26 protein-coding genes and 1 riboswitch are annotated in these 26367 nt (G+C 61.6%); of the genes, 12 read left to right on the top strand and 14 right to left on the bottom strand.

What is annotated here, in order from left to right:
• The first annotated feature begins 298 nt into the window (after positions 1 to 298).
• Positions 299 to 718 (top strand): DoxX family protein, encoded by a 420-nt coding sequence (locus GGQ67_RS08165; protein ID WP_183899659.1) that lies wholly within the window; start codon positions 299 to 301, stop codon positions 716 to 718.
• Here the strand turns inward: GGQ67_RS08165 and GGQ67_RS08170 are convergent.
• The 7 genes from GGQ67_RS08170 to rplM form a co-directional block, all read right to left on the bottom strand.
• Complete coding sequence (locus GGQ67_RS08170) at positions 707 to 1498, bottom strand: sulfite exporter TauE/SafE family protein (RefSeq protein WP_183899660.1); 792 nt, start codon at positions 1496 to 1498, stop codon at positions 707 to 709. The two genes, GGQ67_RS08165 and GGQ67_RS08170, sit on opposite strands and share 12 nt — an antisense overlap.
• Before the next feature lie 16 nt (positions 1499 to 1514).
• Positions 1515 to 2447 (bottom strand): N-acetyl-gamma-glutamyl-phosphate reductase, encoded by a 933-nt coding sequence (gene argC, locus GGQ67_RS08175; RefSeq protein WP_183899661.1) that lies wholly within the window; start codon positions 2445 to 2447, stop codon positions 1515 to 1517.
• Between the two features lie 63 nt (positions 2448 to 2510).
• Positions 2511 to 3470: an agmatinase gene (speB, locus tag GGQ67_RS08180; RefSeq protein ID WP_183899662.1), complete on the bottom strand. Its 960-nt coding sequence runs from the start codon at positions 3468 to 3470 to the stop codon at positions 2511 to 2513.
• Positions 3460 to 3840, bottom strand: coding sequence for an antibiotic biosynthesis monooxygenase family protein (locus GGQ67_RS08185; RefSeq protein ID WP_183899663.1), 381 nt, complete (start codon positions 3838 to 3840; stop codon positions 3460 to 3462). Before GGQ67_RS08185 ends, speB begins: the two co-directional genes overlap by 11 nt.
• 2 nt (positions 3841 to 3842) lie before the next feature.
• Positions 3843 to 4139: an addiction module antidote protein gene (locus GGQ67_RS08190; RefSeq protein WP_183899664.1), complete on the bottom strand. Its 297-nt coding sequence runs from the start codon at positions 4137 to 4139 to the stop codon at positions 3843 to 3845.
• Positions 4140 to 4278: 139 nt separating this feature from the next.
• Positions 4279 to 4746, bottom strand: a complete 468-nt coding sequence (gene rpsI / locus GGQ67_RS08195; protein WP_037177440.1) for a 30S ribosomal protein S9 — start codon at positions 4744 to 4746, stop codon at positions 4279 to 4281.
• 2 nt (positions 4747 to 4748) lie between these two features.
• A complete protein-coding gene (gene rplM / locus GGQ67_RS08200) occupies positions 4749 to 5213 on the bottom strand; it encodes a 50S ribosomal protein L13 (protein ID WP_018900238.1) in 465 nt (154 codons plus the stop codon).
• A 340-nt stretch (positions 5214 to 5553) separates the two neighbouring features.
• Here rplM and GGQ67_RS08205 point away from each other — a divergent pair, with 340 nt between their 5' ends.
• Positions 5554 to 6384, top strand: a complete 831-nt coding sequence (locus tag GGQ67_RS08205) for an enoyl-CoA hydratase (RefSeq protein WP_183899665.1) — start codon at positions 5554 to 5556, stop codon at positions 6382 to 6384.
• A 12-nt stretch (positions 6385 to 6396) separates the two neighbouring features.
• Here the strand turns inward: GGQ67_RS08205 and GGQ67_RS08210 are convergent, their stop codons facing one another.
• Positions 6397 to 7233 carry a DMT family transporter gene (locus GGQ67_RS08210; protein WP_183899666.1) on the bottom strand — a complete coding sequence of 279 codons (837 nt, stop codon included), beginning with the start codon at positions 7231 to 7233 and terminating at the stop codon, positions 6397 to 6399.
• 402 nt (positions 7234 to 7635) lie between these two features.
• Positions 7636 to 7965: a hypothetical protein gene (locus GGQ67_RS08215; protein ID WP_183899667.1), complete on the bottom strand. Its 330-nt coding sequence runs from the start codon at positions 7963 to 7965 to the stop codon at positions 7636 to 7638.
• An 84-nt stretch (positions 7966 to 8049) separates the two neighbouring features.
• On the opposite strand from GGQ67_RS08215, the gene GGQ67_RS08220 reads away from it, so the two are divergent.
• The 3 genes from GGQ67_RS08220 to GGQ67_RS08230 all read left to right on the top strand — a co-directional run bounded on the left by GGQ67_RS08220 (position 8050) and on the right by GGQ67_RS08230 (position 10239).
• The gene (locus GGQ67_RS08220; protein ID WP_183899668.1) at positions 8050 to 8478 is read left to right on the top strand and encodes a CoA-binding protein; all 429 of its coding nucleotides are present in this window, start codon (positions 8050 to 8052) and stop codon (positions 8476 to 8478) included.
• Positions 8479 to 8604: 126 nt separating this feature from the next.
• Positions 8605 to 9888, top strand: a complete 1284-nt coding sequence (locus GGQ67_RS08225) for an O-acetylhomoserine aminocarboxypropyltransferase (RefSeq protein WP_183899669.1) — start codon at positions 8605 to 8607, stop codon at positions 9886 to 9888.
• Between the two features lie 6 nt (positions 9889 to 9894).
• The gene (locus GGQ67_RS08230) at positions 9895 to 10239 is read left to right on the top strand and encodes a cupin domain-containing protein (RefSeq protein ID WP_183899670.1); all 345 of its coding nucleotides are present in this window, start codon (positions 9895 to 9897) and stop codon (positions 10237 to 10239) included.
• 39 nt (positions 10240 to 10278) lie between these two features.
• On the opposite strand, the gene GGQ67_RS08235 is transcribed toward GGQ67_RS08230, so the two are convergent.
• Positions 10279 to 10806, bottom strand: coding sequence for a MarR family winged helix-turn-helix transcriptional regulator (locus GGQ67_RS08235; RefSeq protein ID WP_246400143.1), 528 nt, complete (start codon positions 10804 to 10806; stop codon positions 10279 to 10281).
• Positions 10807 to 10942: 136 nt separating this feature from the next.
• On the opposite strand from GGQ67_RS08235, the gene GGQ67_RS08240 reads away from it, so the two are divergent.
• A complete protein-coding gene (locus GGQ67_RS08240) occupies positions 10943 to 11749 on the top strand; it encodes an SDR family NAD(P)-dependent oxidoreductase (RefSeq protein WP_183899671.1) in 807 nt (268 codons plus the stop codon).
• Here the strand turns inward: GGQ67_RS08240 and GGQ67_RS08245 are convergent.
• Positions 11746 to 13113, bottom strand: a complete 1368-nt coding sequence (locus tag GGQ67_RS08245) for a sigma-54-dependent transcriptional regulator (protein ID WP_183899672.1) — start codon at positions 13111 to 13113, stop codon at positions 11746 to 11748. The two genes, GGQ67_RS08240 and GGQ67_RS08245, sit on opposite strands and share 4 nt — an antisense overlap.
• Complete coding sequence (locus GGQ67_RS08250) at positions 13110 to 14972, bottom strand: sensor histidine kinase (protein WP_183899673.1); 1863 nt, start codon at positions 14970 to 14972, stop codon at positions 13110 to 13112. The genes GGQ67_RS08245 and GGQ67_RS08250 overlap by 4 nt, the downstream gene beginning before the upstream one ends.
• A 237-nt stretch (positions 14973 to 15209) precedes the next feature.
• Between GGQ67_RS08250 and GGQ67_RS08255 the strand changes: the two genes are divergently transcribed.
• The gene (locus GGQ67_RS08255) at positions 15210 to 16544 is read left to right on the top strand and encodes a dicarboxylate/amino acid:cation symporter (RefSeq protein WP_183899674.1); all 1335 of its coding nucleotides are present in this window, start codon (positions 15210 to 15212) and stop codon (positions 16542 to 16544) included.
• A gap of 105 nt (positions 16545 to 16649) precedes the next feature.
• Here the strand turns inward: GGQ67_RS08255 and GGQ67_RS08260 are convergent, their stop codons facing one another.
• Both GGQ67_RS08260 and GGQ67_RS08265 read right to left on the bottom strand, forming a co-directional pair.
• On the bottom strand, positions 16650 to 17903 hold the full coding sequence (locus tag GGQ67_RS08260) for a cytochrome P450 (protein ID WP_183899675.1): 1254 nt from the start codon (positions 17901 to 17903) through the stop codon (positions 16650 to 16652).
• Between the two features lie 52 nt (positions 17904 to 17955).
• Positions 17956 to 19209, bottom strand: a complete 1254-nt coding sequence (locus GGQ67_RS08265) for a diguanylate cyclase (RefSeq protein WP_183899676.1) — start codon at positions 19207 to 19209, stop codon at positions 17956 to 17958.
• A 384-nt stretch (positions 19210 to 19593) separates the two neighbouring features.
• On the opposite strand from GGQ67_RS08265, the gene clpP reads away from it, so the two are divergent.
• The 5 genes from clpP to GGQ67_RS08290 all read left to right on the top strand — a co-directional run bounded on the left by clpP (position 19594) and on the right by GGQ67_RS08290 (position 26367).
• A complete protein-coding gene (gene clpP, locus GGQ67_RS08270; RefSeq protein WP_112425431.1) occupies positions 19594 to 20232 on the top strand; it encodes an ATP-dependent Clp endopeptidase proteolytic subunit ClpP in 639 nt (212 codons plus the stop codon).
• A gap of 283 nt (positions 20233 to 20515) precedes the next feature.
• Positions 20516 to 21793 (top strand): ATP-dependent Clp protease ATP-binding subunit ClpX, encoded by a 1278-nt coding sequence (gene clpX / locus GGQ67_RS08275; protein WP_018900222.1) that lies wholly within the window; start codon positions 20516 to 20518, stop codon positions 21791 to 21793.
• A 415-nt stretch (positions 21794 to 22208) separates the two neighbouring features.
• Positions 22209 to 24623 (top strand): endopeptidase La, encoded by a 2415-nt coding sequence (gene lon, locus GGQ67_RS08280; protein ID WP_183899677.1) that lies wholly within the window; start codon positions 22209 to 22211, stop codon positions 24621 to 24623.
• A 205-nt stretch (positions 24624 to 24828) separates the two neighbouring features.
• Positions 24829 to 25104 carry a DNA-binding protein HupB gene (hupB, locus tag GGQ67_RS08285; RefSeq protein WP_018900220.1) on the top strand — a complete coding sequence of 92 codons (276 nt, stop codon included), beginning with the start codon at positions 24829 to 24831 and terminating at the stop codon, positions 25102 to 25104.
• Positions 25105 to 25226: 122 nt separating this feature from the next.
• Positions 25227 to 25376, top strand: a riboswitch (FMN riboswitch).
• An 88-nt stretch (positions 25377 to 25464) separates the two neighbouring features.
• Entirely contained in the window at positions 25465 to 26367 is a 903-nt protein-coding gene (locus GGQ67_RS08290) for a DMT family transporter (RefSeq protein ID WP_183899678.1), read from the top strand.

A 26367-nucleotide genomic window follows, 5' to 3' on the forward strand; every position in this document is an offset into this window, starting at 1 on the left:
AACGGCGCGCGGCGTATGAAATCCATTCGCGGGTCTTCGACGGGAAATAGAAATCTCATAAAGACCGCGTCGGTCCATGAACGCGACCGATAGCGAAATGGAATCCGAAATCAACGGCTTGCGTCACGTTTCGGATTCGACTTGCGAAGCACTTGAATCAGGATGGCAAGACGCGGGAGGAGATTGTGCGCGGGCATGTCGGGAGCGTGCCCAATCATTCGTCCTTGCATCATAAGGCGGCGCAATCGCGCTGCGAAGAGTTGATGCACAAGGCCGTTATCGGCACAGGGAGAGAGATATGGGCAGGACAATCGCAATTCTGGTCGCAAGGCTGATCTTCGCCGGCGTGTTCATCATGGCGCTGAGCTTCAAGTTCATGGATATGCAGGCCACGGCCGCCTACATCGCCGCCGCCGGATTTCCGTTCCCGCTCTTTCTCGCCTGGGTCGCGGCCTTCTTCGAGCTGGGGCTGGCGCTCGCCTTCCTGACCGGCATCTTCTTTTCGCCGGCAGCCCTGCTGGCGGGGATCTATGTGATCTTCCTCGCCGTGTCATTCCACGGACCCGGGCGCTGGGCCGGCAATCAGGCGGAGTTCGGCTTCTTCATCGACCACTTCACCTTCCTGGCGGGCCTGCTGTTCGCGGCGGTCCACGGCCACGGCGAGGTGCTGGTCTTCAGGGCCGGCCAAGCCCGTCCGCCATCCGCTTTAACGCAGTAGGCCGTCGAGAACAGGCATGCCGAGCAAGGCGGAGGCACCGATCAGCCCGTAGCAGATGATCCGGAAGGTGCTCTCCTTGGCGAAGCCAAAAAGCCTGGAGCCGAGAAACAGGCCGATCGTATAGCTCGGCAGGATGACCAGCGTCAGCGCGAAGACGGTATCGACGAACAGCCCACCGGCATAATAGCTGGCGACGCTGAAGCAGGTCGAGATCGCGAAGTAGATGATGATGTTGGAGCGAACCTTGGTGAACTCCGTCTTTCCGCCGAGCCAGTAGGCAACGACGGGCGGCCCGCCGAGTTGGGCGGCACCGCTGAACAATCCGGCCACCAGCCCGACGGCGGCGCCGAGATAGGAATGCGGTTCCCCATGATAGCGCCATCCCGAGACCAAAAGGAAAAGCAGCAGCAGCGCGATGACGGTGATCGACCAGCGGAGCAGCAGCGGGTCCATCAGCGTCAGCACGGCGGTTCCGGCGGGAACGCCGAGCATGGCGCCGGCGGCCATGGTTAACACCTCGCGCCGGTTCACCCGCTTCCATGCCGGCGGGATCATCCCCAGTGTCGCCAGCCCGTCGATGACGAGCAGCACCGGCGAGATCAGCTTCGGCCCTATGATAGCGCCGCCGAGCGGAATGAAGATCAGCGCCGCCCCGAAGCCGGAAAAGCCACGGGCGAGCCCGGCAATGCAGGCAATGGCGATCAGCTTGTAAAGCCCACGATCCGGCAGCGCGGCGGCGAGCCACGCACCGATATCGGCCACACTACCCGAAAGCGACATGAAAGCCCGGCCTCGTTCAGGAGGCCAGCATCAGGTCCATGTTCTGCACGGCAGCACCCGAGGCACCCTTGCCGAGATTGTCAAGCAGGGCGACGAGATTGACCTGCGAACCACCAGGCGTGCCGAAGACGAAGAGTTTCATCGTGTCCTTGCCGGCGAGCTCGACGGCATCGACGCGCGCCATCTTGCCGCTGTCAGCGAGCGGAGCGACCGTGACGATATCCTGGCCGGCATAATGCGCGGTCAGCGCCGCGTGGATGCTTTCCAGCGTCGTGCCCGAGGCCAGCATGTCGAGATGCAGCGGAACCTGCACGATCATGCCCTGCGCGAACTTGCCGACCGATGGCGCGAAGATCGGCGCGCGGTCGAGCAGGCCGTGGATCTTCATCTCAGGTACGTGTTTGTGCGTCAGCGTGAGACCGTAGAGGAAGTGCGGCGCGCTGATCGCGTCGTCACGGCTCTGGTCTTCCATCTGCGCGATCATCTGCTTGCCGCCGCCGGTATAGCCGGAGACCGCGTTGACGCTGACGGGATAGCCGTCCGACAGAATGCCGGCGGCCCGCAGCGGCCGCATCAGGCCGATGGCGCCGGTCGGATAGCAGCCGGGATTGGCGACGAAGCGCGCCGAACTGATCTTGGCCGCCTGCTCCTTGTCCATCTCGGCGAAGCCGTAGGCCCAGGATGGGTCGACGCGGTAGGCGGTCGAGGTGTCGATAACGCGGACATTGTTGTTGGCCGAGACCATCTGCACCGCTTCCTTCGACGCATCGTCAGGCAGGCAGAGAATGGCGATATCGGCGCTGTTCAGCATATCCTCGCGGATCGCGGCATTGCGGCGCTCCGCTTCCGGAATGGACAGAAGCTCGACATCACGACGGCCGGCCATGCGCGTGCGGATCTGCAGGCCCGTCGTGCCGTGTTCGCCATCGATGAAGATCTTCGGTGCCATTGTCTTGCTCACACTTTCAATAGGTTAGAAAGAAGTCCGGAATCATTTTGTAAGATGGATAAGTCAGCCGTGTGACGCTGTCGCGCGTCGTTCGGCGTGCAGCCCCAGCATATACATCGCGACCGTCGCCCCGGCAATGGCGGTGATGTCGGCATGGTCGTAGGCGGGAGACACCTCGACGACGTCGGCGCCGCGGATATCGAGCTGGTGCAACCGCTGCAGGACCGAGAGGATCTTGGCGCTGGACGGGCCGCCGGAAACCGGCGTGCCGGTGCCGGGCGCATAGGCCGGGTCCAGGCAATCGATATCGAAGGTCAGATAGCTGGGCGCGCCCTTGGTGTGCGAGATGATCGTCGAGGCGATCTCGGAAGCACTCATCTCCTCGACCTGATGGCCGTAGAGAATGTTGATGCCGAAATCGTCGGGCGCATGCGTGCGGATGCCGATCTGGATGGAGCGATCGGGATCGATGATGCCGTCGCGAACCGCGCGCGCCACGAAGGAACCGTGGTCGATCCGCTTGTTGTCGTCGAACCAGGTGTCCTGATGCGCGTCGAACTGCACCAACGCCAGCGGCCCGTGCTTGGCTGCATGCGCCTTGAGGATCGGCCAGGTCACGTAATGGTCGCCGCCCAGCGTCAGCATGAAGGCGTCCGTATCGACGATCGTCTTCGCCTGTCGCTCGATCGCTGCTGGCGTCTCCTGGTGGTTGCCGTAATCGAGCAGGCAATCTCCGTAGTCGATGACGGCCATCTCGGCGAAGAGATCGCGATTGAAGGGATATTGCGGATCGTTGTCGAAGATCGCCGAAGCCCGCCGGATCGCCTGCGGCCCGAAACGCGTACCCGGCCGGTTGGAGGTCGCGGCATCGAAGGGAACACCCCACACCACCACATCGGCGCCGGTCAGATCCTTGGTGAAGCGCCGGCGCATGAAGGACAGCGCTCCCGCAAATGTCGGGTCCGTTGCCGCCGAGGTGAGGCTCGTCGCCGTGAAAGCATGATCGATTGTCTTACTCGCCAAGTTCTGTTTCTCCATCATACTCAGTTGCGCTGAAACCATAGGCGCGCTGCACCAGGCCGACGCGGATTTCATAGTGTGAGTACCAGTCAACGCGGCCGCGCCGTTGCGCTTCCATGTGATCGACGTGCGCCTTCCAGCCGAGGATGCTTGCTTCGTCCTTCCAATAGGAGTTGGTGATGCCGAAGCCGTTTGCAGCGCGCACGCTTTCGAAGCCGAGATAGCCTGGTTGCTGCTTAGCGAGCTCCACCATAGCGTCACCCGTTTCCCAATAGGCTTCGTTTTGCCCATCGGTCCGCTGCGAGGAGAAGGTCACCACATAGTAGGGTGGTTGTGGTGTTTTGGCGAAGGGCGAGGGCTTATGATCCGGCATAGTCAAACTGGCTCTTTATTGGAAACAACGGAAATCTTCAGTCCGAGCGCCTTGATCACGCTGAGAACGGTCGAAAGTCGTGGATCACCCGTTTCGCTCGGCGCCTCGTAGAGCACTTGCCGCGCAACGACGACGTCCTTGGCAAGGGAGGTCATGTCGACTGTTCGGGCGACATCGCCTAGCGCATGCGCGATAAGGGCGGGATCGCCATCGTCGAATGCCGCCTCGAGATAGAGAAGTCGGTCTTCGTGTGTTTTGAGATGATCTTGAATGTCGAAGCGTGTGGTTTCGAGAGGCATGTTCAGATCTCTTTCGCCTGGGGCGATATCCATCCTTTGTGAATCATAATTCACAGCGCAGGATTGTCAAAGCGCATGCCCCAACGAAAAAAAGGCCGGGTTTGCACCCGACCTTTCCACATTCCGAAGTCCGAAGCGATTAACGCTTGGAGAACTGGAACGAACGGCGGGCCTTGGCCTTGCCGTACTTCTTACGCTCGACGACGCGGCTGTCGCGGGTCAGGAAGCCACCCTTCTTCAGGACCGAGCGCAGGCCCGGTTCGAAGTAGGTGAGTGCCTTGGAGACGCCGTGACGAACGGCACCGGCCTGGCCGGAAAGACCGCCGCCGGCAACCGTTGCGATGATGTCGAACTGGCCGTCACGGGCAGCAGCGACGATCGGCTGACGCAGAATCATCTGCAGAACCGGACGTGCGAAGTATTCCGTGAATTCCTTGCCGTTGATGACGATCTTGCCGGAGCCCGGCTTGACCCATACACGAGCAACAGCGTTCTTGCGCTTGCCGGTCGCGTAGGAGCGGCCAAGCGAATCGACCTTACGGACGTGTGCCGGAGCCGAAGCTTCGGTAGCCGTGCCGAGATCCTTCAGGGAGGAGAGGTCAGCCATTCTTAGGCGCTCCTTACGTTCTTCTTGTTCAGCGAGGCGACGTCGAGAGCGACAGGCTGCTGAGCTTCATGAGGATGGTTGGAACCAGCGTAAACGCGCAGGTTCTTCATCTGGCGACGACCGAGCGGGCCACGCGGAACCATGCGCTCGACTGCCTTTTCAAGAACGCGCTCCGGGAAGCGGCCTTCCATGATCTGGCGAGCGGTACGCTCCTTGATGCCACCGGCGAAACCGGTGTGCCAGTAGTAGACCTTGTCGGAATACTTCTTGCCGGTGAATACGACCTTGTCGGCATTGATGACGATGACATTGTCGCCGTCGTCAACGTGAGGAGTGAAGGTAGCCTTGTGCTTGCCGCGCAGACGCATGGCGATAACGGAAGCGAGACGACCAACGACAAGCCCTTCGGCGTCGATGATGACCCACTTCTTCTCTACCTCTGCAGGCTTCTGGGAGAAGGTTGCCATAGTAGTTACTCTCTTTTGATCCCTTGGCCAGAAGGCGAAAGGGCGTTTCTTGTTGCTTGATTTGGGAGCCCTGGGGCGCACCAAAAAGAAAGCAGCCGGGAAAGGCTGCGTTCTGGCGGTGTGTATAGAGGTTGAGGTCGACAGCGTCAATATTGCTGCGGGCCGTGACTGTAAAAACAATTAAATGAAATCAATGAGTTAAGAGTGTGGTATTTTGATACCTCAATTTTCGACATCGCGACACTAGCGCTTTGGCGCCGACGGCATCGCTTCTCCTCGAAATGACTGGCCTTTTGTGGCAGGACTGATAGCACGAAATCGACATGCAGGGAGTTTCATCATGGCCGAAGTTCTATCGTTCCGCACCGATGCCAGCAAAGCGAGCGCTTCGCTCGTGCTGCGCCAGCTTGCCGATGGCATCCTGCGGCTGACGCTGAACAATCCTCCCGCCAATCACCTGTCGCTCGCGATGATGGAGACGTTGATGGGCGAGTTGCAGAACGCCGCCGAGGACGACGACGTGCGTGTGGTGATCATCGCATCGACAGGCGATGTCTTCTCGGCCGGCCATGATCTCAAGGAGTTGACCGAGCATCGCGCCGATGCCGATGACGGCGAGGCCTTCTTCGAGGAGACCTTCGCGCTCGCGGCCGATCTGATGCTGGAGATCACCAAGCTGCCGAAGCCCGTCATCGCCGAGATCGACGGCCTTGCGACCGCCGCCGGTTGCCAGCTTGTTGCTTCCTGCGATCTCGCGATCTGCACCGATACCGCGACCTTCTGCACGCCGGGCGTCAATATCGGGCTCTTCTGCGCGACGCCGATGGTGGCGTTGACGCGGTCCGCGCATCGCAAGCAGGCGATGGAGATGCTTTTGACCGGCGAGACGATCGACGCCTCGACCGCCAAGGATTTCGGCCTGGTCAACCGCATCGTGCCGAAACAATATCTGCAGCAGGTCGTCACCAAATACGCGTCGGTGATTGCAAGCAAATCGCCGATGGCGATCCAGATCGGCAAGGAAGCCTTCTATCGCCAGGTCGAAATGCCGGTCGAGGAAGCTTACGGCTATGCCGCCGAAGTCATGGTCGACAGCATGATGACGGAGGATGCGGAAGAGGGGATCGGGGCTTTCCTTGAAAACAGGATGCCGGACTGGACGCGGGACTGAACCCGGGGGAGCTCACGCCAGCTTCAGCAGCAGCCCGCCGAGCGCGATGATCGCGCCGGCGAGATAGCGCCAGGGGCTGGCTTTCTCCTTCAGGAACACGACCGAGATGACGAGGGCGAAGAGGATCGACGTCTCGCGCAGCGCGGCGACGGTGGCGACGGGCGCCTTGGTCATGGCCCAGAGCGCCAGGCCGTAGGATGCGATCGATCCGGCGCCGCCGATCAGCCCGCGCCACCAGTTGACTTTCACATGCATGGCCACCGCATAGGCGCCGCGCCGCGAGATCGCCCAGCTGATGAGCAGCACCGGCGGCAACAGCGACATCCACAGCGTATAGGATATGGCATTGCCCGATATCCGCGCGCCGATGCCGTCGACATAGGTGTAGGTGGCGATGACCACGGCGTTGGCGAGCGCCAGACGAATGGCGTGGCCGCTGCCGCGCTTGGCCTCGAAGGCGAGCGTCAGGATGCCGGCGCAGATGGTGATCGTTCCGATGAGCGCGCCCCCGGACAGGCTCTCGCCGAGCACGAACCCGCTCGTTGCCGCCACCAGAAGCGGTGCGCAACCACGCATAAGCGGATAGACCAGCCCGATGTCGCCGGCGCGATAGGCGCCCGCGACCAGCTGGAAATAGGCGAACTGCAAGATCGCCGATGCGCCGATATAGGGCAGGGCATCGGTATTCGGAAACGGCAACAGCGGCAGGAACGGCAAGGCAGCGATGGCGCCGCCCGCCGAAATCAGGCTCGCATCGAGCGCCTTGTCCGTGCCGGCCTTGATCAAGGCGTTCCAGGTCGCGTGAAGAAGCGCGCCGAACAGGACCAGCAGGATGACGGTGAAGGACAAAATAACTACCTGATGGTGTGGCGATAGGACGGAATAAATCTTGTTACGCCGTCATCAGGAAAATGCAACAGCGACGCTGGTGGCGGAGCTATGCGGCGTCCTCTCTGCTTAATCGATTATGCAACCGCCGGACGATCATATCGCCTGCCACTTCCTGAGACACGTACGCCAGAAGTTTCAAACCGTTTTTGCTCATTCAACTATGAGGTGTTTCTAAAATGAACGTGAACGGACGAGTACATAAACAGGATATACAGTGAACATCGATGGGGATTTGCACGCTAACCCGGATGGGTGATGCAAATAGATCACAGAAAGCCGCGCGTCGGCGCGGCGCGTCACTCAAAATTGGTGGGTTTTATGCCCGTCTTCTGGGCACTCGCTCAACCGCTGTGGCGGGTCTCAGAGCGAGTAATCCGGAATGATGAACGTCCCGTCCAGGTTGTCGATATTCTGGCAATTCAGAACCCGGCATTTCGGGTTGTCTTTCGTCGGAACAGTGGTCCATTCGGCATATTCGTTGGCGTCGCACATCCGGCTGTTGCGCACATATCTGTCGTAGAGCGTCATGCCCCGAACGCGGGTGGAGGGGTAGCGCAAGATGACCGCTCCCTCGTTATGGATCGCGGCGCGCGCCCGATCGCAGCTGATCGTCTGCGAATTGTAGCGCGATATCGCCAGAGTCGGCGTCGCGGCAATGAGCGCGGCGATGAACACAAGCACTTTTCTCACGGCGATCTCCTCCTTCGGCCTCAGGCGCACCTATTATATATAACAGACACCCCACCGGTGTCATTCAGTTGGAGACAAGGCCAGATGGATCACGATCACTATAGCGACGACTACATCCTCGATATCCTGCGCTCGGTAAAGACGATAGCGCTCACCGGCGCGTCGCCCAATCCCGCTAGGCCGAGCAATGGCGTCATGGGCTATCTCCTGTCGCGCGGCTACGAGGTCGTGCCGGTCAACCCCGGCCAGGTCGGCAAGCGCATCCAGGGGCAGGAGGTCTTCGGCCGTCTCGTTGATGTGCCCGTGCCGGTCGACATGGTCGACGTCTTCCGCGCTTCCAATTATCTGTCGGAGGTGGTGGATGAGGCGCTGGCGATGAACCCGCGACCGAAGGTGATCTGGGCGCAGCTCGGCGTTCGAGACGATGCCGCGGCCGCCAAGGCCGAGGCGGCCGGCATCAAGGTTGTGATGGACCGCTGCCCGGCGATCGAGTACCCCCGCCTCATCGGCTGAGAAGGGCAAATTTTTCGCCAAACGCGTCGCGGTTGAAACGGATGGCGATTAACTTTTGGCGATCGTTCGCTATGCTCCGCCCAGCGAAGTCAAAGCAGCAAAGTCAAATCAGAACGGGAGCACTTCATGACCGCGAATGATCCGGGTTTCAATACGTTGGCCGTGCATGCGGGCGCAAAGTCCGATCCGTCGACCGGCGCCCGCGCCACGCCGATCTACCAGACGACGGCCTACGTCTTCAACGACGCCGATCACGCCGCAGCATTGTTCGGACTTCAGGAATTCGGCAACATCTACACCCGCATCATGAACCCCACCCAGGCGGTGCTCGAAGAGCGTGTCGCGGCACTCGAGGGCGGCACGGCGGCGCTCGCCGTCGCCTCCGGCCACGCCGCGCAGGTGATCGTCTTCCACACGCTGCTGCGCCCAGGCGAAAACTTCGTCGCCGCCAGGCGGCTGTACGGCGGCTCCATCAACCAGTTCGGCCACGCCTTCGATAACTTCGGCTGGCAGGTGCGCTGGGGCGATTCCGCCGACCCGGCGAGTTTCGAAAGCCAGATCGACGAAAACACCCGGGCGATCTTCATCGAAAGCCTCGCCAATCCCGGCGGCACCTTTGTGGATATCGCGGCGATCGCCGATGTCGCGCACAGGCACGGCCTGCCGCTGATCGTCGACAACACCATGGCCAGCCCCTATCTCATCCGCCCGATCGAGCACGGCGCCGATATCGTCGTGCATTCGCTGACCAAGTTCCTCGGCGGCCACGGCAATTCCATGGGCGGCATCATCGTTGATGGCGGCACCTTCGACTGGTCGAAGTCAGGCAACTATCCCATGCTCTCGAGCCCCCGGCCGGAATATAACGGCGTCGTCCTGCATTCCACCTTCGGCAACTTCGCCTTCGCGATCGCCTGCCGCGTTCTCGGTCTGCGCGATCTCGGCCCGGCCATCTCGCCCTTCAACGCCTTCCTGATCCTCACGGGCATCGAGACGCTGCCGCTGCGCATGCAGCGCCACAGCGAAAACGCCGCGACGGTCGCCAAATGGCTGAAGGCGCACAGCAAGATCGCCTGGGTCAACTACGCCGGTCTGGAGGACGATCCGAACCACGCGCTGCAGCAGCGCTACTCTCCTAAGGGGGCGGGCTCCGTCTTCACCTTCGGCGTCAAGGGTGGCTACGAGGCCGGCAAGTCGCTGGTCGAGGGCTTGCAGCTCTTCTCGCATCTCGCCAATATCGGCGACACCCGCTCGCTGGTCATCCACCCGGCCTCGACGACCCACCGCCAGCTGACCGACGAGCAAAAGACCGCCGCCGGCGCCGGCCCGGATGTCGTGCGCCTGTCGGTTGGTATCGAGGACGTCAAGGACATCATCGCCGATCTCGAACAGTCGCTGGCGAGGGTTTGAAGCGCAATGGCAAACCATCTCCAACTCGATATCACGGGCGTCGAACCTGAGGTCGGTACCCTGGCGGAGGGCCGATTGATCTCGGGCGATCCGCAATTCCGGACATGGAATCTGGAGGAGGCCGATGGCGGTCTCTATGCCGGCATATGGGAGGGCACTCCGGGCAAGTGGCGCATCCTCTATGATGAGTGGGAGTATTTCAACGTACTGTCAGGCCACTCGATCGTCACCGAAGACGGTGGCGAGCCGGTCCACCTGCGCGCCGGCGACCGGATGATCCTGAGACCCGGCTTCAAGGGAACCTGGGAAGTCGTTGAAACGACTCGCAAGGATTACGTCATCAGGCTCTGATGGTGTTGTCTCCACTCGGAGACACGGGTGCCGCGCCGCTTAGTCCTGATGCTTTCGAGCCTCGGCAAATGCCGCGGCGAAACCCGGCGATGCGATGAGGTCCATCGTCCGCCGCAGATTTTCGGAGGCTTCCTTGCCGAACGCCGCATCGAAGCGCGCCTGTGCGTCGCGCCACAAGCCGTTCGTATCGCTCCATAACTGATTGCCCCTGTCGGTAAGCCGCACGCGCTTGACGCGGCGGTCGTGCTTGTCGGCCACCAGTTCGACCAGCCCGTCGCGCTGCAGCGGCTTCAGCGTGTGGCCGAGCGCGGAGAGATCCATCACCATCGCCTCCGCGAGCGTCTTCAGCGGCGTTTCGCGGCCCAGCTTGATCTGCGTCAGCAGCGTGTACTGCGTGATCTTCAGGCCGCTCGGCGCCAGCACGTCTTCATAAAGCTGGCCCAATTGCCGTGAGGCGCGCTTGAGCGCGCTGTTGCTGCAATAATTCCATGCCCCGTCCGGGGCGCTGCTCTCTGCCATCGCTTGTTCTCCACCGCTGATGTCTTCCGATTGCTGGCGATCCGTCAACCGCTAAACGTCAGATCTTTTTCCAAGGCTCTTGCGCAGGCCAATCCGTTGCTTAAATATAGTGGCATATGCCAGTAAAATTCAACGCCGGGCCTTAATCAAACAGGGTCGGCTCAAACAAGGAAGGAATGCCGCAATGTCCACCGCTTCTCTCGGAACCGCACTCGTCACCGGCGCCTCATCGGGCATTGGCGCCACCTATGCCGATCGCCTGGCCAAGCGCGGATACGATCTCGTTCTCGTTGCCCGCGATGCCACGCGCCTGCAGGCGTTGGCGGATCGTTTGGCCGAGGAGACCGGCGTGAAGGTGAGCGTCCTGCCGGCCGACCTGACCGATCGCGCCGATGTCAGGAACGTCGAAAAGCGACTGCGCGAGGACACCGCTATCAGCCTGCTCGTCAACAATGCCGGCATCGGCCCCAAGGGCAAGCTCGTGGACGATGACATCGATTATCTCGAGACGATGATCGAGTTGAACGTCGTCGCCGCCAACCGGCTGGCCATTGCCGCCGCGCAGGCCTTCGCCGGGCGGGGCAGGGGTGCCATCGTCAACATCGCATCGGTGGTCGCCTATATTCCGGAGCGTTTCAACGGCACATACAGCGCCACCAAGGCCTTCGTCCTCAATCTCACCCAGGCCATTCATTCCGAAGTGGCGGAAAAGGGCGTCAGGGTTCAGGCGGTCATGCCGGGCCTGACCCGCACGGAAATCTTCGAGCGCGTCGGCCGCTCGTTCGATGACCTGCCGCCATCGATGGTGATGGACGTGAACGACATGGTGGATGCAGCCCTTTCAGGCTTCGATCAGGGCGAACTGATCACCATCCCCTCCTTGCCCGATCGCGGCGATCTCGACGCGGCGACCGCAGCGCGTTTCGCGCTCGGGCCCAACCTCTCGCGTGACAAGCCCGCCGCGCGCTACGGTGTCGTGAACGCAGGCTAGCCGCGTTCGTCGCTCGGCGCGAAGTCGGCACGGACGATGCCGTGCCGCTGCAGCTTGTCGTAGAAGGTCTTTCGCGGGATGCCGAGTTCCGCGATGGTCCTGCGCACGTCGCCGTCATTGGCGTCGAGCACCTCGCGGATGATGCTCGCCTCGTAGCGGTCCAGCCGATCGGGCAGGGGCAGGCCGTCGCCGAGATCGGCGGGCTTCGGCTCGGATGCGCCGCCGACGAACTGCTCCACCCCAAGCACGAAACGCTCGGCGAAATGCGAGAGTTCACGGACGTTGCCGGGCCAGTCGTGGCTTTGCAAATGGCGGTGCACGGCGGAAGACGCCACCGGCATGTCGCGCCTGAAGCGCTTCGCCGCTCGCTCGGCGAAATAGCCGAAGAGCAGCGGAATGTCGTCGCGACGCTCCCTGAGCGGCGGGATCGAGATCGTCACCACGTTCAGCCGGTAATAGAGATCCTCGCGGAAATCGCCGCGCTGCCGGGGATCGCCGAGATCGACCTTGGCGGCCGCGACGACGCGCAGATCGACCGGCCGCACCTCGTTGGTCCCAAGCGGCGTCACCTCGCGCATTTCAAGCACGCGCAGCATCTGCACCTGCGTCGACGGCGCCATGCTCTCGATCTCGTCGAGAAACAGCGTGCCGCCGCTGGCGTGTTCGATGCGCCCGACACGCTTCTTCTGCGCGCCGGTAAAGGCGCCCGGCTCATGGCCGAAGAGCTCGCTTTCGATCACCGTCTCCGGCAGAGCGCCGCAGTTGAGCGCCACGAAATTCCCCGAATTACGCCGCCCCCACTGGTGCAGCAGGCTCGCGACAACCTCCTTGCCGCTGCCCGTTTCCCCGGTCACCAGCACATCGACATCGGTGTCGGCGATCTGCCGCAGTGTATGGCGCAGCCGCTCCATCGCCGGCGTCTGGCCGATCAGCGGCAGGTCGTCGCGCACCTGCTCGCTCGCCTTGCGTAGGGCCCGGTTTTCCAAGACGAGCCGCCGCTTCTCCACCGCCCGGCGCACGCTCTGCACCAGCCGGTCGGCGGGGAAGGGCTTGCTGATGAAATCATAGACGCCCTGCTGGATCGCCTTCACCGCCATCGGAATATCGCCGTGACCCGTTACCAGGATGACGGGGAGATCCTGGTCCTGCCGCTGCACGCGGTCGAACAGTTGCAGGCCGTCGATCTGCGGCATGCGGATATCGGAAACGATGATCCCTGGAAAATCCGGTGTCAGCGCCGCGAGCGCATCGACCGCCGACGAGAAGGCGGAAACGCTGAAGCCCGCCAGTTCGAGCGTCTGCCTGGTGGCACGCAGAAGATCCTTGTCGTCGTCGACGAGGAAGATGGATGCGGCGTCGGTCATGGCTTTGCTCTCACGAGATGCACGATGAAGCTGGTGCCCTGGTCGCTGCTGGAGACCTCGATGCGTCCGCCGTAATCGGCGACGATATCCTTCGAGATCACCAGACCGAGACCGAGACCCTTTTCCTTGGAGGTGTTGAAGGGCGTAAACAGCGAGGCGAGGATGGCTGCGGGTATTCCCGGACCGTTATCGGCCACGATCACCTCGACGTCGTCGTCCGTCGTGACGGCGGAAATCTCCACCCGGGCGTCGCTGCGACCTTCCAGCGCTTCCAGTGCGTTCTGAAACAGGTTGATCAGGATCTGCTCCAGGCGAACCCGGTTGCCGAGAACCTGCAATCCTGCTGGCGGCAGCTTGATGCTGAGCGCCTGCAGCTGTCCGGCGAAGCGGCTCTTGAGCAGTACGACGGCGCCCTCGATCACATCGCGCAGTTCCACCGGCTCCGGCGCCGTGCGCCCTTTGCGCGCGAAAGCCTTCAACTCCTCGGTGATCGAACCGATCCGCTCGGTCAGAGCCGCGATGGCGCCAAGGTTCTCCTTCACCGGCTCGGCCTGTTCGCGGTCGAGGAAGACGCGCGCATTATCGGCATAGGCGCGGATGGTGGCGACCGGCTGGTTGATCTCATGCGCGACGCCGGCCGCGACCTGGCCGAGAATGGCAAGCCGGTTTGCCTGGACAAGCTCCTGCTGCACGACCTGCAATCTGGATTCGGTATTCCTGTGATCGGCGATCTCCGCCTGCAGACGGTCGCGCGCGCGGCTGAGATCCTCCGTGCGCGCAACGACCCTCCGTTCGAGCTCCTCTCGCATCGACAGCTCCACGGCGATGCGCATGGCCGCGCTTTGCCGGCGTCTGAGCAGGAACGCCGCGACCGCGAGGATGGGGACCAGCACGGCGAGCGAAAGCAATCGCATCTCGCGGACCGAAGAGGCGACCGCCGCTTCCGTCGGCACCAGATACTCCAGCCGCCAGGGCGTCGTCGGAACGGGGGCGTAGAGGCGCAGGAATTCCGCCGCGCCTCTGCCCGGAAGTATTGCCGAAACAAGCGATGTGCGGGGGTCGATGACGTCGGGCCTGACGACCGGCAGTGGCGTCAGCGGTGCATCGCCGAACTGCAGGCTTTCGCGGATGGAGGCTATCTCCTGCTCCGCCACCGGCACGGCCGTCATGAAGCGCCAGGCAGGGATGCTGGTGATCAGCACGACACCGTTCTCGTCGGTCACGTAGACCGGCCGGCGGGTGTCGCGCCAGTCTGTCTCGAGCTGGTCGAATTCCAGCTTCACCACGACGACGCCAAGCGGCGCGTCGGCGCTGCCGACCCGGCGGGAAATGTAGAGCCCCGGCCGCTTGCTGACGCTGCCGAGCGCGAAATGCTCCGCCGTTCCCTGCTGCATGGCGCGCTTGAAATAGTCACGGAACGTATAGTCGTTGCCGACGAAGCTGATCGGCTCGCGCCAGTTGCTGGAAGCGATGGCAAGCCCATCCTTGCCGATGACGTAGAGGACGGCTGCCTGCGTGCCCGTCACCAGCCGCTCGAGCTTGCGGTTCAAGATGTCGATATCGTTGGCGCTGGTGGACGCGAGGGCATTCAGGACCTGCTGGTCCTCCGCGAGAAGCAACGGCAACGCGCGAGGACGCTCCAGAACCGCCGTCAGCAATGCCACCTTCAGGCTGGCATCTGTCTGGCTCTGTGCCGCGAGCGCATTGATGGACGAGCTGCGCCCGTAAAGCGCAGCACCGACCAGCGCGGCGGCAAGCAGGGCGGCCGATAGAGCGACGAACAGGATCCAGCCGCGCCGCGTCCTGCGATCGACGTCGTCGATGGTCTCAAATCCCGCAATGCTCGTCATGTCTGGCATGGGGTATAGTGTGCGAATTTTCGCACATTCGTCAAATGGAATTGTGCGATAGTCCGCTCAATCTCGATCCCGCAAAGTTTTGCCTAAAGAAAAAAGCGTGTTGAATCATGGCGATATTGCGGCGTTCGGAAACTGGCACGGCCATTGCAAAGTATCCGCGAATAGCCGGAAGGCTGTTGATTGAAACGCAGTTTGCCCCGGGAGGCCGGTCAGGTTGGGGGCTTTATGGAGGACACTATGGGTGTTGCAATTCCAGCCGCCGAGCCGCGGACCAAGATCCCGTTCTACCGGCATCTCTATTTCCAGGTCGTCGTCGCCATCATCGCCGGCATGCTGATCGGCCATTTCTATCCTGAATTCGGCGCCAGCCTGAAGCCGCTCGGCGATGCCTTCATCCGCCTGGTCAAGATGATCATCGCGCCGGTCATCTTCCTCACGGTCGCTACCGGCATTGCCGGCATGTCGGACCTCAAGAAGGTTGGCCGCGTCGCCGGCAAGGCGATGATCTACTTCCTCGTCTTCTCGACGCTGGCGCTCATCGTCGGCCTCGTCGTCGGCAACCTGTTGCAGCCGGGCGCCGGCATGAACATCGATCCGGCTACGCTGGATGCCAAGGCGGTCTCGACCTACGCCACGAAGGCGCATGAAACCACGATCACCGGCTTCCTGATGAACATCATCCCTGAAACGATCGTCGGCGCTTTCGCCCAGGGCGACATTCTTCAGGTGCTGTTCTTCTCGGTCCTGTTCGGCGTCGCGCTCGGTATGGTCGGCGAGAAGGGCAAGCCGGTTACGGATTTCTTGACCGCGCTCACGGCACCGATCTTCCGCCTCGTTGCTATCCTGATGAAGGCTGCCCCGATCGGTGCTTTCGGCGCCATGGCCTTCACCATCGGCAAGTACGGCATCGGCTCGGTCGCCAACCTAGCTTTCCTGATCCTGACGTTCTACATCACCGCGCTCATCTTCGTGCTGGTGGTGCTCGGCGCGGTCGCGAAGTATAACGGCTTCTCGATCCTGTCGCTGATCCGCTATATCAAGGAAGAGCTGCTGCTGGTTCTCGGCACGTCCTCCTCGGAAGCGGCCCTGCCGAACCTGATGCAGAAGATGGAACGCGCCGGCTGCAAGCGCTCGGTCGTCGGCCTGGTCATCCCGACCGGCTATTCGTTCAATCTCGACGGCACCAACATCTACATGACGCTGGCTGCGCTCTTCATCGCCCAGGCGACCGGCATCCAGCTGTCGCTGACCGACCAGGTCCTGCTGCTCCTCGTTGCGATGCTGTCGTCCAAGGGTGCCGCCGGCATCACCGGCGCCGGCTTCATCACGCTCGCCGCGACGCTGTCGGTCGTGCCCTCTGTCCCGGTCGCCGGCATGGCACTGATCCTCGGTATCGACCGCTTCATGTCGGAATGCCGCGCCCTGACCAATCTGGTCGGCAACGCGGTGGCTACAATCGTGGTCGCCCGCTGGGAAAATGAACTCGACCAGGAAAAGCTTGCCGCCGCGATGGCAGGCCAGCTGCCGGAAGAGCTCGATCAGCCGGCTCCGACGCTGCAGGCAGCCGAATAAGCCAGACAGACCGACGAACAGCCTGCCGTTAACAGGCAGCTGTGCCTCCCAAGGCGGATGGCCGCGCTCCCGAAAGGGAGCGCGGTCGTTTTATTTGACCGTTTCTCAGCGAGAGGGCCAGTTGAGATCGAGCCTGTCCAGCCCATGGAAATGGTAGACGTCCTTGACCTCGGGCGTCTTGGCCAACTTCAGGCCGGGCAGGCGCTCGAACAGGATCGGCAGGACCACGTTGAGCTCCAGCCGCGCCAGCGGCGCGCCGATGCAGAAGTGAATGCCGGCGCCGAAGGAGAGATTGGGCGCCTCGCGGCGATCGGGCCGGAAGGTCAGCGGATCGGTGAACTTCAGCGGATCGAGATTGGCCGCGGCCAGGATCAGGCTCACCTTGTCGCCGCGCTTGAACGATATGCCGTCGATCTCGGCCGGCTCCAGCGCCCAGCGCTGGAAGATATGAACAGGCGCGCAGATGCGCAGCGATTCCTCGACGGTCCGCTCCGTCGTCTCTTCATCCTTGAACAGCTGCGCCGGCACATAGCCGCTGTCGAGGATCATGCGCACCGAATTGCCGATCTGATGCACCGTCGCCTCGTGCCCGGCATTGAGGAGCACGATGGTCGTCGAGACGAGCTCGTCCTCGGTCAAATACTGGCCCTTGTGCTCGGTGTGGATCATGTGCGTCAGGAGGTCGTCGCGCGGATTGGCGCGGCGTTCGGCGATCACCGTCTTGACGTAGTCGGCGAATTCCGTCGCCGCCTGTTCCGCGCCATCCTCGTCCGCGCGGGTGCGGCCGAACAGATACATGCGGATATAGGCGTGCGACCACTTCAGAAGCTGCGGGCCCATCTCCTCCGGAATGCCGATCATCCGCGCGATCATCGTGACCGGGATGATGTCCGCGAAGGCCGAGAGCAGCTCGACCTCGCCCTTGTGCTCGAACTGGTCGATCAGCCGGTTGGCGAGCTCCTCGAGCTCCGGCTTCATCTTCTCGACGTGGCGCGAAACGAAGGCGCGGTTGACGAGCGTGCGCAGGCGCGTGTGTTCCGGCGGCTCGAGCTCGAGCAGGGAGTAGCGTTCCGCGAGGTCGAAGTTGGCGACGTGCTGGTCGGGTTCGGGAAGCCCCAGATCCTCGCGGCTGGCGATATGCAGGATCTGCCGGCCGAAGCGGCGGTCGCGCAGGAGCGCGTTCACATGGTCATAACCGGTGAAGAACCACTGCTTCTGCTCTTCCCAGTAAAATGTGGGACAATGGGAATGCAATGCCGCGTAGGCGGCATTGGGATTGCTGTAGAACAAGGGGCTGCGCGCATCGATGGATGCGCGGCGCGCGGCAGGGTCAATGGACATATAAGGCAATGTGATCATGCCCGAGGCTTAGCGGATTTGCCCGATCTCGGAAAGAGAGCACAACCTATTGTCAGCGTCCGAGTGAACCTACACGACGCAGCGCGTGGATCTGGTCGTCGAGCGTCGGCACGAGTTCGCCCGTGGTGTGATCCGGCTTTTCTTCCGGCGGCGGAGGCGCTGCCGCCTCGGCTTCGCCGAAGGTGACGGTGCAGTTCCTGCCGGCAGCCTTGGCGGCGTAGAGCGCGCGGTCGGCCGCCGATACCAGCTTGTCCATATTCGCCTCGATGGGCGAGGCGAGGGCTACGCCGATGCTGACGGTGGCCGGAATGATGGCGTCGCCGGTGCTGACGGGAACGCGGCAGAACTCGGTGCGGATCGTTTCGGCGAGCGCTTCCGCCTCTGTCTGGTCGGAAACGCTCGTGAAGGCCGCGAACTCCTCGCCGCCCATGCGCCCGAACGCGCCGGCCGGCGTGAACTGCTGCGCCATGCGTGCAAACACCGTCAGCACGGTATCGCCGCCCTGGTGGCCGAAGCGATCGTTGATGCGCTTGAAATTGTCGAGATCGAACAGAAGAACGGCCACCTGCCGGTTCTCGTCGAACGCCTTCGTCTGGATACGGGTGAACTGCGAAAACAGTCCGCGGCGATTGAGGACACCTGTCAGCGTGTCGGTCAGGCTGAGGAGACGCAGTTTCTGCTCCGAACGCCCCATGATGAGGCGAACCGTCAGCGCACAGGCGAGCGTCAACATCAGCGCCGTACCCATCGCCGCGATCCCCGCGATATTGGCCGCTGTCATATCATCGGGCGACAACACCGCGATCGCGCCCGCGGCCACGAAGCTGATGCAGCTCTGAAGAATGAACATGACCGCGAGCTTGGCGCGCACCGACTCCCTGTTGAGGCCGGGCGAGCTCACCGCCATCGTCAGCGCGGTCGCGCCGGTTGCCGAAGCGAGATTGTAGAGGGCGACCCGGTTCGGATAGTCGTCGTGCACCCAGGGCAGGAACACGCCGGCCAGCCAGACCGCCGGCGGCAGCAGCACCCACCATTCGATCTTGCGCCGGTCGAGCGCCAGATATCCCGCCACCCAGGCGCTCTGGCCGAAAAGTGCTATCGTATTGCCGGTCTCGATCGACAGATAGCTCGGAATGTAGGCACGCAACGCCACCATTCCGAAGCCGATGCCACTGAGCATGAAACCGAGGCCCCAGTAGAAATAAGTCTTGTCTCGGACATTGTGGCGCCAGGCAATGAACGCGACCAGCGCGAGCGTCAAAGCCTCGGAGCACCAAATGGCCAGTCCTGTCGTAACATTGAACACGGCAATACCCCTTGTATGACCGCATCCTCGCTAAATAAGCTGGCGACTTTCTTAATCGGAAAGCGGTAGCCCGCAGGCGCCTTCCGTTATCTGGCGATAGGCTTTCCACGAGGTAAATGAAGGCGCCCCGTGGAGCGCGAATTCAGCATTTCTTCATCTTGCTGAAGAGAAAAGCTGTGAGCCGGCAGTATGGCCGCCAACCGCTAATGACGGTTTCGAAGAATCTCCCTACAGAGGGCTCATCAAAACAGGCATGGTTTCCCGCCGTCTTAACGTTATCCCAAGGCGCGTCTTGAAGAGAAGGGTAGGGAAGTTCTATGTAGGGATAAGGCATTTTCTTTGATTCCCGGCGTCGGGCCGGAAAGACGTTGACAAAGGACGCACATGAGAAACCCAGTCGATACCGCTATGGCCCTCGTGCCGATGGTTGTGGAACAGACCAATCGCGGTGAACGCTCCTACGACATTTATTCGCGCCTGCTCAAGGAACGCATCATCTTCCTGACGGGTCCGGTCGAGGATCACATGGCGACGCTCGTCTGCGCCCAGCTGCTTTTCCTCGAGGCCGAAAACCCCAAGAAGGAAATCGCGCTCTACATCAATTCGCCGGGTGGCGTCGTCACCGCCGGCATGGCGATCTACGATACGATGCAGTTCATCAAGCCTGCCGTGTCGACGCTGTGCATCGGCCAGGCCGCGTCCATGGGCTCGCTGCTTCTGGCGGCCGGCGACAAGGACATGCGTTTCGCCACGCCGAACTCGCGCATCATGGTTCACCAGCCGTCGGGCGGTTTCTCGGGCCAGGCTTCGGACATCGAACGTCATGCGCGCGACATTCTCAAAATGAAGCGCCGCCTCAACGAAGTCTACGTCAAGCACACGGGCCGGACGTACGAGGAAGTTGAAAAGACGCTCGACCGTGACCATTTCATGGATGCGGCGGAAGCCAAGGACTGGGGCGTGATCGACAAGGTCCTGACGTCTCGTGTCGAGATCGAAGGTGACACGCCTAGTCAGAACTAGGGATGGTGTTTTCTCCGCCACAGTTCTATCTCATTTGTGATCGAACTAGGGAATAAACCGAGTGGCGGGTGAACCAATCTCAAGTATTAATGCTATGTTGAATTCTTATGACATAGCATTTGGCTTCGAAGGGGAGTTCGTTGCCGCCGGGGCCATGACGGCCTAGTCTGGACCCGGTTCGTACCCCTTGACGGCCTTGGCCGGCTGTAGCTCCAAGTGGGGGCAGGCCAATGAGTGGACCGCACTTTCACCTTGAAATGCGGCGTGCTGGAAGGAAAGTGATATGAGCAAAGTCAGCGGCAGCAACGGCGGCGACTCTAAGAACACCCTGTACTGCTCCTTCTGCGGAAAGAGCCAGCACGAAGTCCGGAAGCTGATTGCCGGACCGACAGTTTTCATCTGCGATGAATGCGTCGAATTGTGCATGGACATCATCCGCGAGGAAAACAAGTCCTCGATGGTAAAGTCCCGTGACGGCGTTCCCACGCCCCAGGACATCATCAAGGTCCTCGACGAATACGTCATCGGCCAGCGCCAGGCGAAGAAGATCCTGTCCGTTGCCGTGCACAACCATTACAAGCGTCTCGCGCACGCCACGAAGAACGGCGAAATCGAGCTTGCGAAGTCGAACATCATGCTAGTCGGTCCGACCGGTTGCGGCAAGACCTATCTTGCCCAGACGCTCGCCCGCATCATCGACGTTCCCTTCACGATGGCCGATGCCACGACGCTGACCGAAGCCGGCTATGTCGGTGAAGACGTCGAAAACATCATTCTGAAGCTTCTGCAGGCCGCCGACTACAACGTCGAGCGCGCGCAGCGCGGCATCGTCTACATCGACGAAGTCGACAAGATCTCGCGCAAGTCCGACAACCCGTCGATCACCCGCGACGTGTCGGGCGAAGGCGTGCAGCAGGCGCTTCTGAAGATCATGGAAGGCACGGTTGCCTCGGTTCCGCCGCAGGGCGGCCGCAAGCATCCGCAGCAGGAATTCCTGCAGGTCGACACCACGAACATCCTGTTCATCTGCGGTGGCGCCTTTGCCGGTCTCGACAAGATCATCTCGGCCCGTGGCGAAAAGACCTCGATCGGCTTCGGCGCGAGCGTTGCCGCTCCGGATGACCGTCGCGTCGGCGAAGTGCTGCGTGAACTGGAGCCGGAAGATCTCGTCAAGTTCGGCCTGATCCCCGAGTTCATCGGTCGTCTGCCGGTTCTGGCGACGCTCGAGGACCTCGATGAAGACGCGCTGATCCAGATCCTGTCGGAGCCGAAGAACGCGCTCGTCAAGCAGTATCAGCGCCTGTTCGAGATGGAAGACGTCGAACTGACCTTCCACGAGGACGCCCTTCGCGAAATCGCCCGCAAGGCGATCACCCGCAAGACCGGCGCCCGCGGCCTGCGTTCGATCATGGAAAAGATCCTGCTCGACACGATGTTCGAACTGCCGACGCTCGAAGGCGTACGCGAAGTCGTCATCTCCGACGAAGTCGTCCGCGGCTCCTCGCGTCCGCTCTACATCTACGCCGATCGCCAGGAAGAAAAGGCCAACGCCTCGGCCTAAGTATCAGCGCGATACGAAGCGTGAATTCAAGGGGCTTGCCGTTGGCAGGCCCCTTTCTATTTGAAAAACCGTTCGCGGCACCTGCGAATGCCGATAAAACTTGCTGATGAAGCCCGAAACCACGTTCGTTGCCGTTGCGAATTCATCCGCCCTTGGCAATTATGGAATGATTCCGTTGGTGTGTTTCGGCGTTGTATTTTAGCCGGCTCGGAAATGGTCAGCGCCGGTCCAGCTAGGCGCGACATAGTAAGGTGTTCCGTTGTAGCATAGCTGTCATGTCCAAGCGGACACGGGCCATGTGGCAGCTTGAAAAGCATAGTCAGAACCTCCACTTGTTAATCCAAGTGAGAGTGCGGCCGGTCCCAAACGGCCGCGCCAGAAGAGCCCGGCAACGGGACGATGGAAAGGAAATAAAATGACGAAGAAAACGTCAGTTGCGAGCACCGCTTATCCAGTATTGCCCCTGCGCGACATCGTGGTCTTTCCGCACATGATCGTACCTCTCTTCGTAGGCCGCGAGAAATCGATCCGCGCGCTCGAGGAAGTCATGGGCTCGGACAAGCAGATCATGCTCGTCACGCAGATCAATGCCAGCGACGATGATCCCGAACCGTCCGCCATCCACAATGTCGGTACCGTCGCCAACGTTCTGCAGCTGCTGAAGCTTCCAGACGGAACCGTCAAGGTTCTCGTCGAGGGCCGCGCGCGCGCCGAAATCGACGCCTACACCGACCGCGAGGATTTCTATGAAGCCCTCGGTCACGTGCTCGAAGAGCCGCACGACGATCCGGTGGAACTGGAAGCGCTGAGCCGCTCGGTCGTGTCGGAGTTCGAGAGCTACGTGAAGCTCAACAAGAAGATCTCGCCAGAGGTCGTCGGCGCCGCCAGCCAGATCGACGATTACTCGAAGCTGGCCGATACGGTTGCCTCGCACCTGTCGATCAAGATCACCGAGAAGCAGGAGATGCTGGAAACCACCAGCGTCAAGGCACGCCTCGAAAAGGCGCTCGGCTTCATGGAAGGTGAGATCTCGGTCCTTCAGGTCGAGAAGCGCATCCGCTCGCGCGTCAAGCGCCAGATGGAGAAGACCCAGCGCGAATACTACCTGAATGAGCAGATGAAGGCGATCCAGAAGGAGCTTGGCGACGGCGAGGAAGGCCGCGACGAGATGGCCGAGCTGGAAGAGCGCATCTCCAAGACCAAGCTCTCCAAGGAAGGTCGCGAGAAGGCCGATGCCGAGCTGAAGAAGCTGCGTCAGATGAGCCCGATGTCGGCGGAAGCCACCGTCGTGCGCAACTATCTCGATTGGCTGCTCGGTATTCCGTGGTCGAAGAAGTCGAAGATCAAGACGGATCTCAACAACGCCGAAAAGATCCTCGAAGCCGATCACTTCGGTCTCGACAAGGTCAAGGAGCGCATCGTCGAGTATCTGGCTGTCCAGGCCCGCGCGACCAAGATCAAGGGTCCGATCCTGTGCCTCGTCGGCCCTCCGGGTGTCGGCAAGACCTCGCTCGCCCAGTCGATCGCCAAGGCGACCGGCCGTGAGTATGTCCGCATGGCGCTCGGTGGCGTTCGTGACGAAGCCGAAATCCGCGGTCACCGCCGCACTTACATTGGTTCGATGCCCGGCAAGGTCATCCAGTCGATGAAGAAGGCGAAGAAGTCCAACCCGCTCTTCCTGCTCGATGAAATCGACAAGATGGGCCAGGACTTCCGCGGCGATCCGTCGTCGGCTCTGCTCGAAGTGCTCGATCCGGCACAGAACTCGACCTTCATGGACCACTACCTCGAGGTCGAATACGATCTGTCCGACGTGATGTTCATCACGACGGCGAATACGCTGAATATTCCGGCACCTTTGATGGACCGCATGGAAGTCATCCGTATCGCCGGCTACACCGAGGACGAAAAGCGCGAGATCGCCAAGCGGCACCTGCTGCCGAAGGCCATCAAGGAACACGCTCTGCAGCCGAACGAATTCTCGGTTTCGGACGACGCCCTGATGGCGATCAGCCAGCAGTACACACGCGAAGCCGGTGTCCGTTCGTTCGAACGCGAACTGATGAAGCTCGCCCGCAAGGCGGTCACCGAGATCATCAAGGGTAAGACGAAATCGGTCGCGGTTACCGCCGAGAACATTTCGGACTATCTGGGCGTTCCGCGCTTCCGTCACGGCGAAGCCGAGGGCGAGGATCAGGTCGGTGTCGTCACCGGTCTGGCCTGGACCGAGGTTGGCGGTGAGTTGCTGACGATCGAAGGCGTCATGATGCCGGGCAAGGGTCGCATGACCGTGACCGGCAACCTGAAGGACGTGATGAAGGAATCGATTTCTGCGGCGGCGTCCTACGTCCGTTCGCGTGCCGTCGATTTCGGCATCGAGCCGCCGCGCTTCGACAAGTCGGACATCCACGTCCACGTGCCGGAAGGTGCGACCCCGAAGGACGGCCCATCGGCCGGCGTCGGCATGGCAACCGCGATCGTCTCGATCATGACCGGCATCCCAGTTCGCAAGGACGTGGCGATGACCGGCGAGATCACGCTGCGCGGCCGTGTCCTGCCGATCGGCGGATTGAAGGAAAAGCTGCTCGCCGCTTTGCGCGGCGGCATCAAGACTGTTCTGATCCCGGAAGAAAACGCCAAGGATTTGGCGGAGATTCCGGACAATGTGAAGAACAATATGGAGATCATTCCTGTGTCCCGCATGGGCGAGGTGATCAAGCATGCTCTGGTCCGCAGACCGGAGGCAATCGAGTGGGATGGCACGGTGGAAACCCCTGTCATCGCAACGGTCGAAGGGCTCGACGAGACCGGCGCATCCATCGCTCATTGAGCCTTGTTTGCCACATTCGTGCCCTATTGCTTAAAAACCCTGAAAAGGCTGGCATTTTTGCCAGCCTTTTTTTGTGAAAACCGTACGGAGACGCTTGCTTTTCCTTGATTTGCAGGCTCTTTGGGGTGCGGCGGGCCTGATGCACCAACTTCCGTGCCCGGCTATAGATTTGAGTCGTTTCGAACCATTTGAAAGGGGTGGAAACATGAACAAGAATGAACTCGTGTCCGCAGTTGCCGAAAAGGCAGGACTCTCGAAGACCGATGCCGCTTCGGCCGTCGACGCTGTTTTCGAAGTTGTCCAGGCTGAGCTCAAGGGCAAGGGCGACGTTCGCCTCGCTGGTTTCGGTAGCTTCACCGTTTCCCATCGCGCTGCCACCAAGGGCCGCAATCCGTCGACCGGCGCTGAAGTCGACATTCCGGCTCGCAACGTGCCGAAGTTCACGCCCGGCAAGGGCCTGAAGGAAGCCGTCAACGGCTGATTGGATTTGCTTGGCCGCCGGGCAACGAGACCGGCAGCTCAAGTATTCGAAGGGTTCGGCGAAAGCCGGACCCTTTTCGCATTTGCGAGCCTTGCCGCGATCGCCTGTTTCAACTACGCATGGATCATTCTCAGGGCGGGGTGCAATTCCCCACCGGCGGTAGGAGCGCAAGCTTGAGCCCGCGAGCGCCTTTTCACTTCAGGTGAGAAGGGTCAGCAGATCCGGTTGAATTCCGGAGCCGACGGTCATAGTCCGGATGAAAGAGAATGAGCAGGGTAAGCGGGGCGGCATCGTCCGCCGCGTCGGCACCCGCGTTCATGCGTCCTGATTTATGTTGGTCCTTTTGTTCGGATGAATGACATGAATCAGACTACCCAGATTTCCGCATCCGCATCGCGTGCGCTTGCCGGCGCAAGCTGGATGGTGCTTGCCGGCATCGCCTTTGCCGTTCTCAACATCGTCACCCAGTGGCTGACGATGACCCTGGCCTTTCCCTCCGCCTCGGTCGCCTTCTGGCAATACGCCTTCGCGCTCGTCTTCTCGCTGCCCTTTCTGTGGAAGACCGGCCTTGCCGCGATGCGCACCCAATATCCGTGGCGCCACGTCGTTCGCGTCGTGCTGGCGGCACTCGGCGTGCAGACCTGGGTCGCCGGTCTTGCGAGCGTGCCGATCTGGCAGGCCATCGCGCTGGTCATGACCTCGCCCTTCTTCATCATCCTGGGCGCCCGCCTGTTCTTGGGTGAGCAGGTGGGTGCAGCCCGCTGGGGCGCCACGGCCTATGGCTTCGCTGGCGCCATGATTATCCTGCAGCCCTGGTCCGACAGTTTCAGCTGGGCAGCCCTTTTGCCGATCGCCTCCGCATTGCTATGGGGCGCCTCGTCGCTGATCACCAAGAGCCTGACGGGAATAGAAAGGCCGGAGACGATCACGGTGTGGCTGCTGGTCCTGCTCACACCGGTCAATGGCGGCCTTGCCCTCGCGGCCGGATTCGCGGTGCCGACAGGCACGGTATTGGTGTTGCTCGTCGCGGCCGGTCTGCTGACTGTCATGGCGCAGTATCTCCTGACGCTGGCCTACAGCGCCGCCGATGCCGCCTATGTCCAGCCCTTCGACGACCTGAAGCTGCCGCTCAACGTTCTCGCCGGCTGGCTGGTCTTCGGCTATGCGCCGGCGGGCTATTTGTGGCTCGGCGCTTGCCTGATTCTGGCGGCATCGCTCTTCATCATGCGTCACGAGATGAAGCGCGAACGCGGCGCCGCGTAG

The organism is Rhizobium metallidurans (assembly GCF_014196505.1).
GTDB lineage: Bacteria > Pseudomonadota > Alphaproteobacteria > Rhizobiales > Rhizobiaceae > Rhizobium > Rhizobium metallidurans.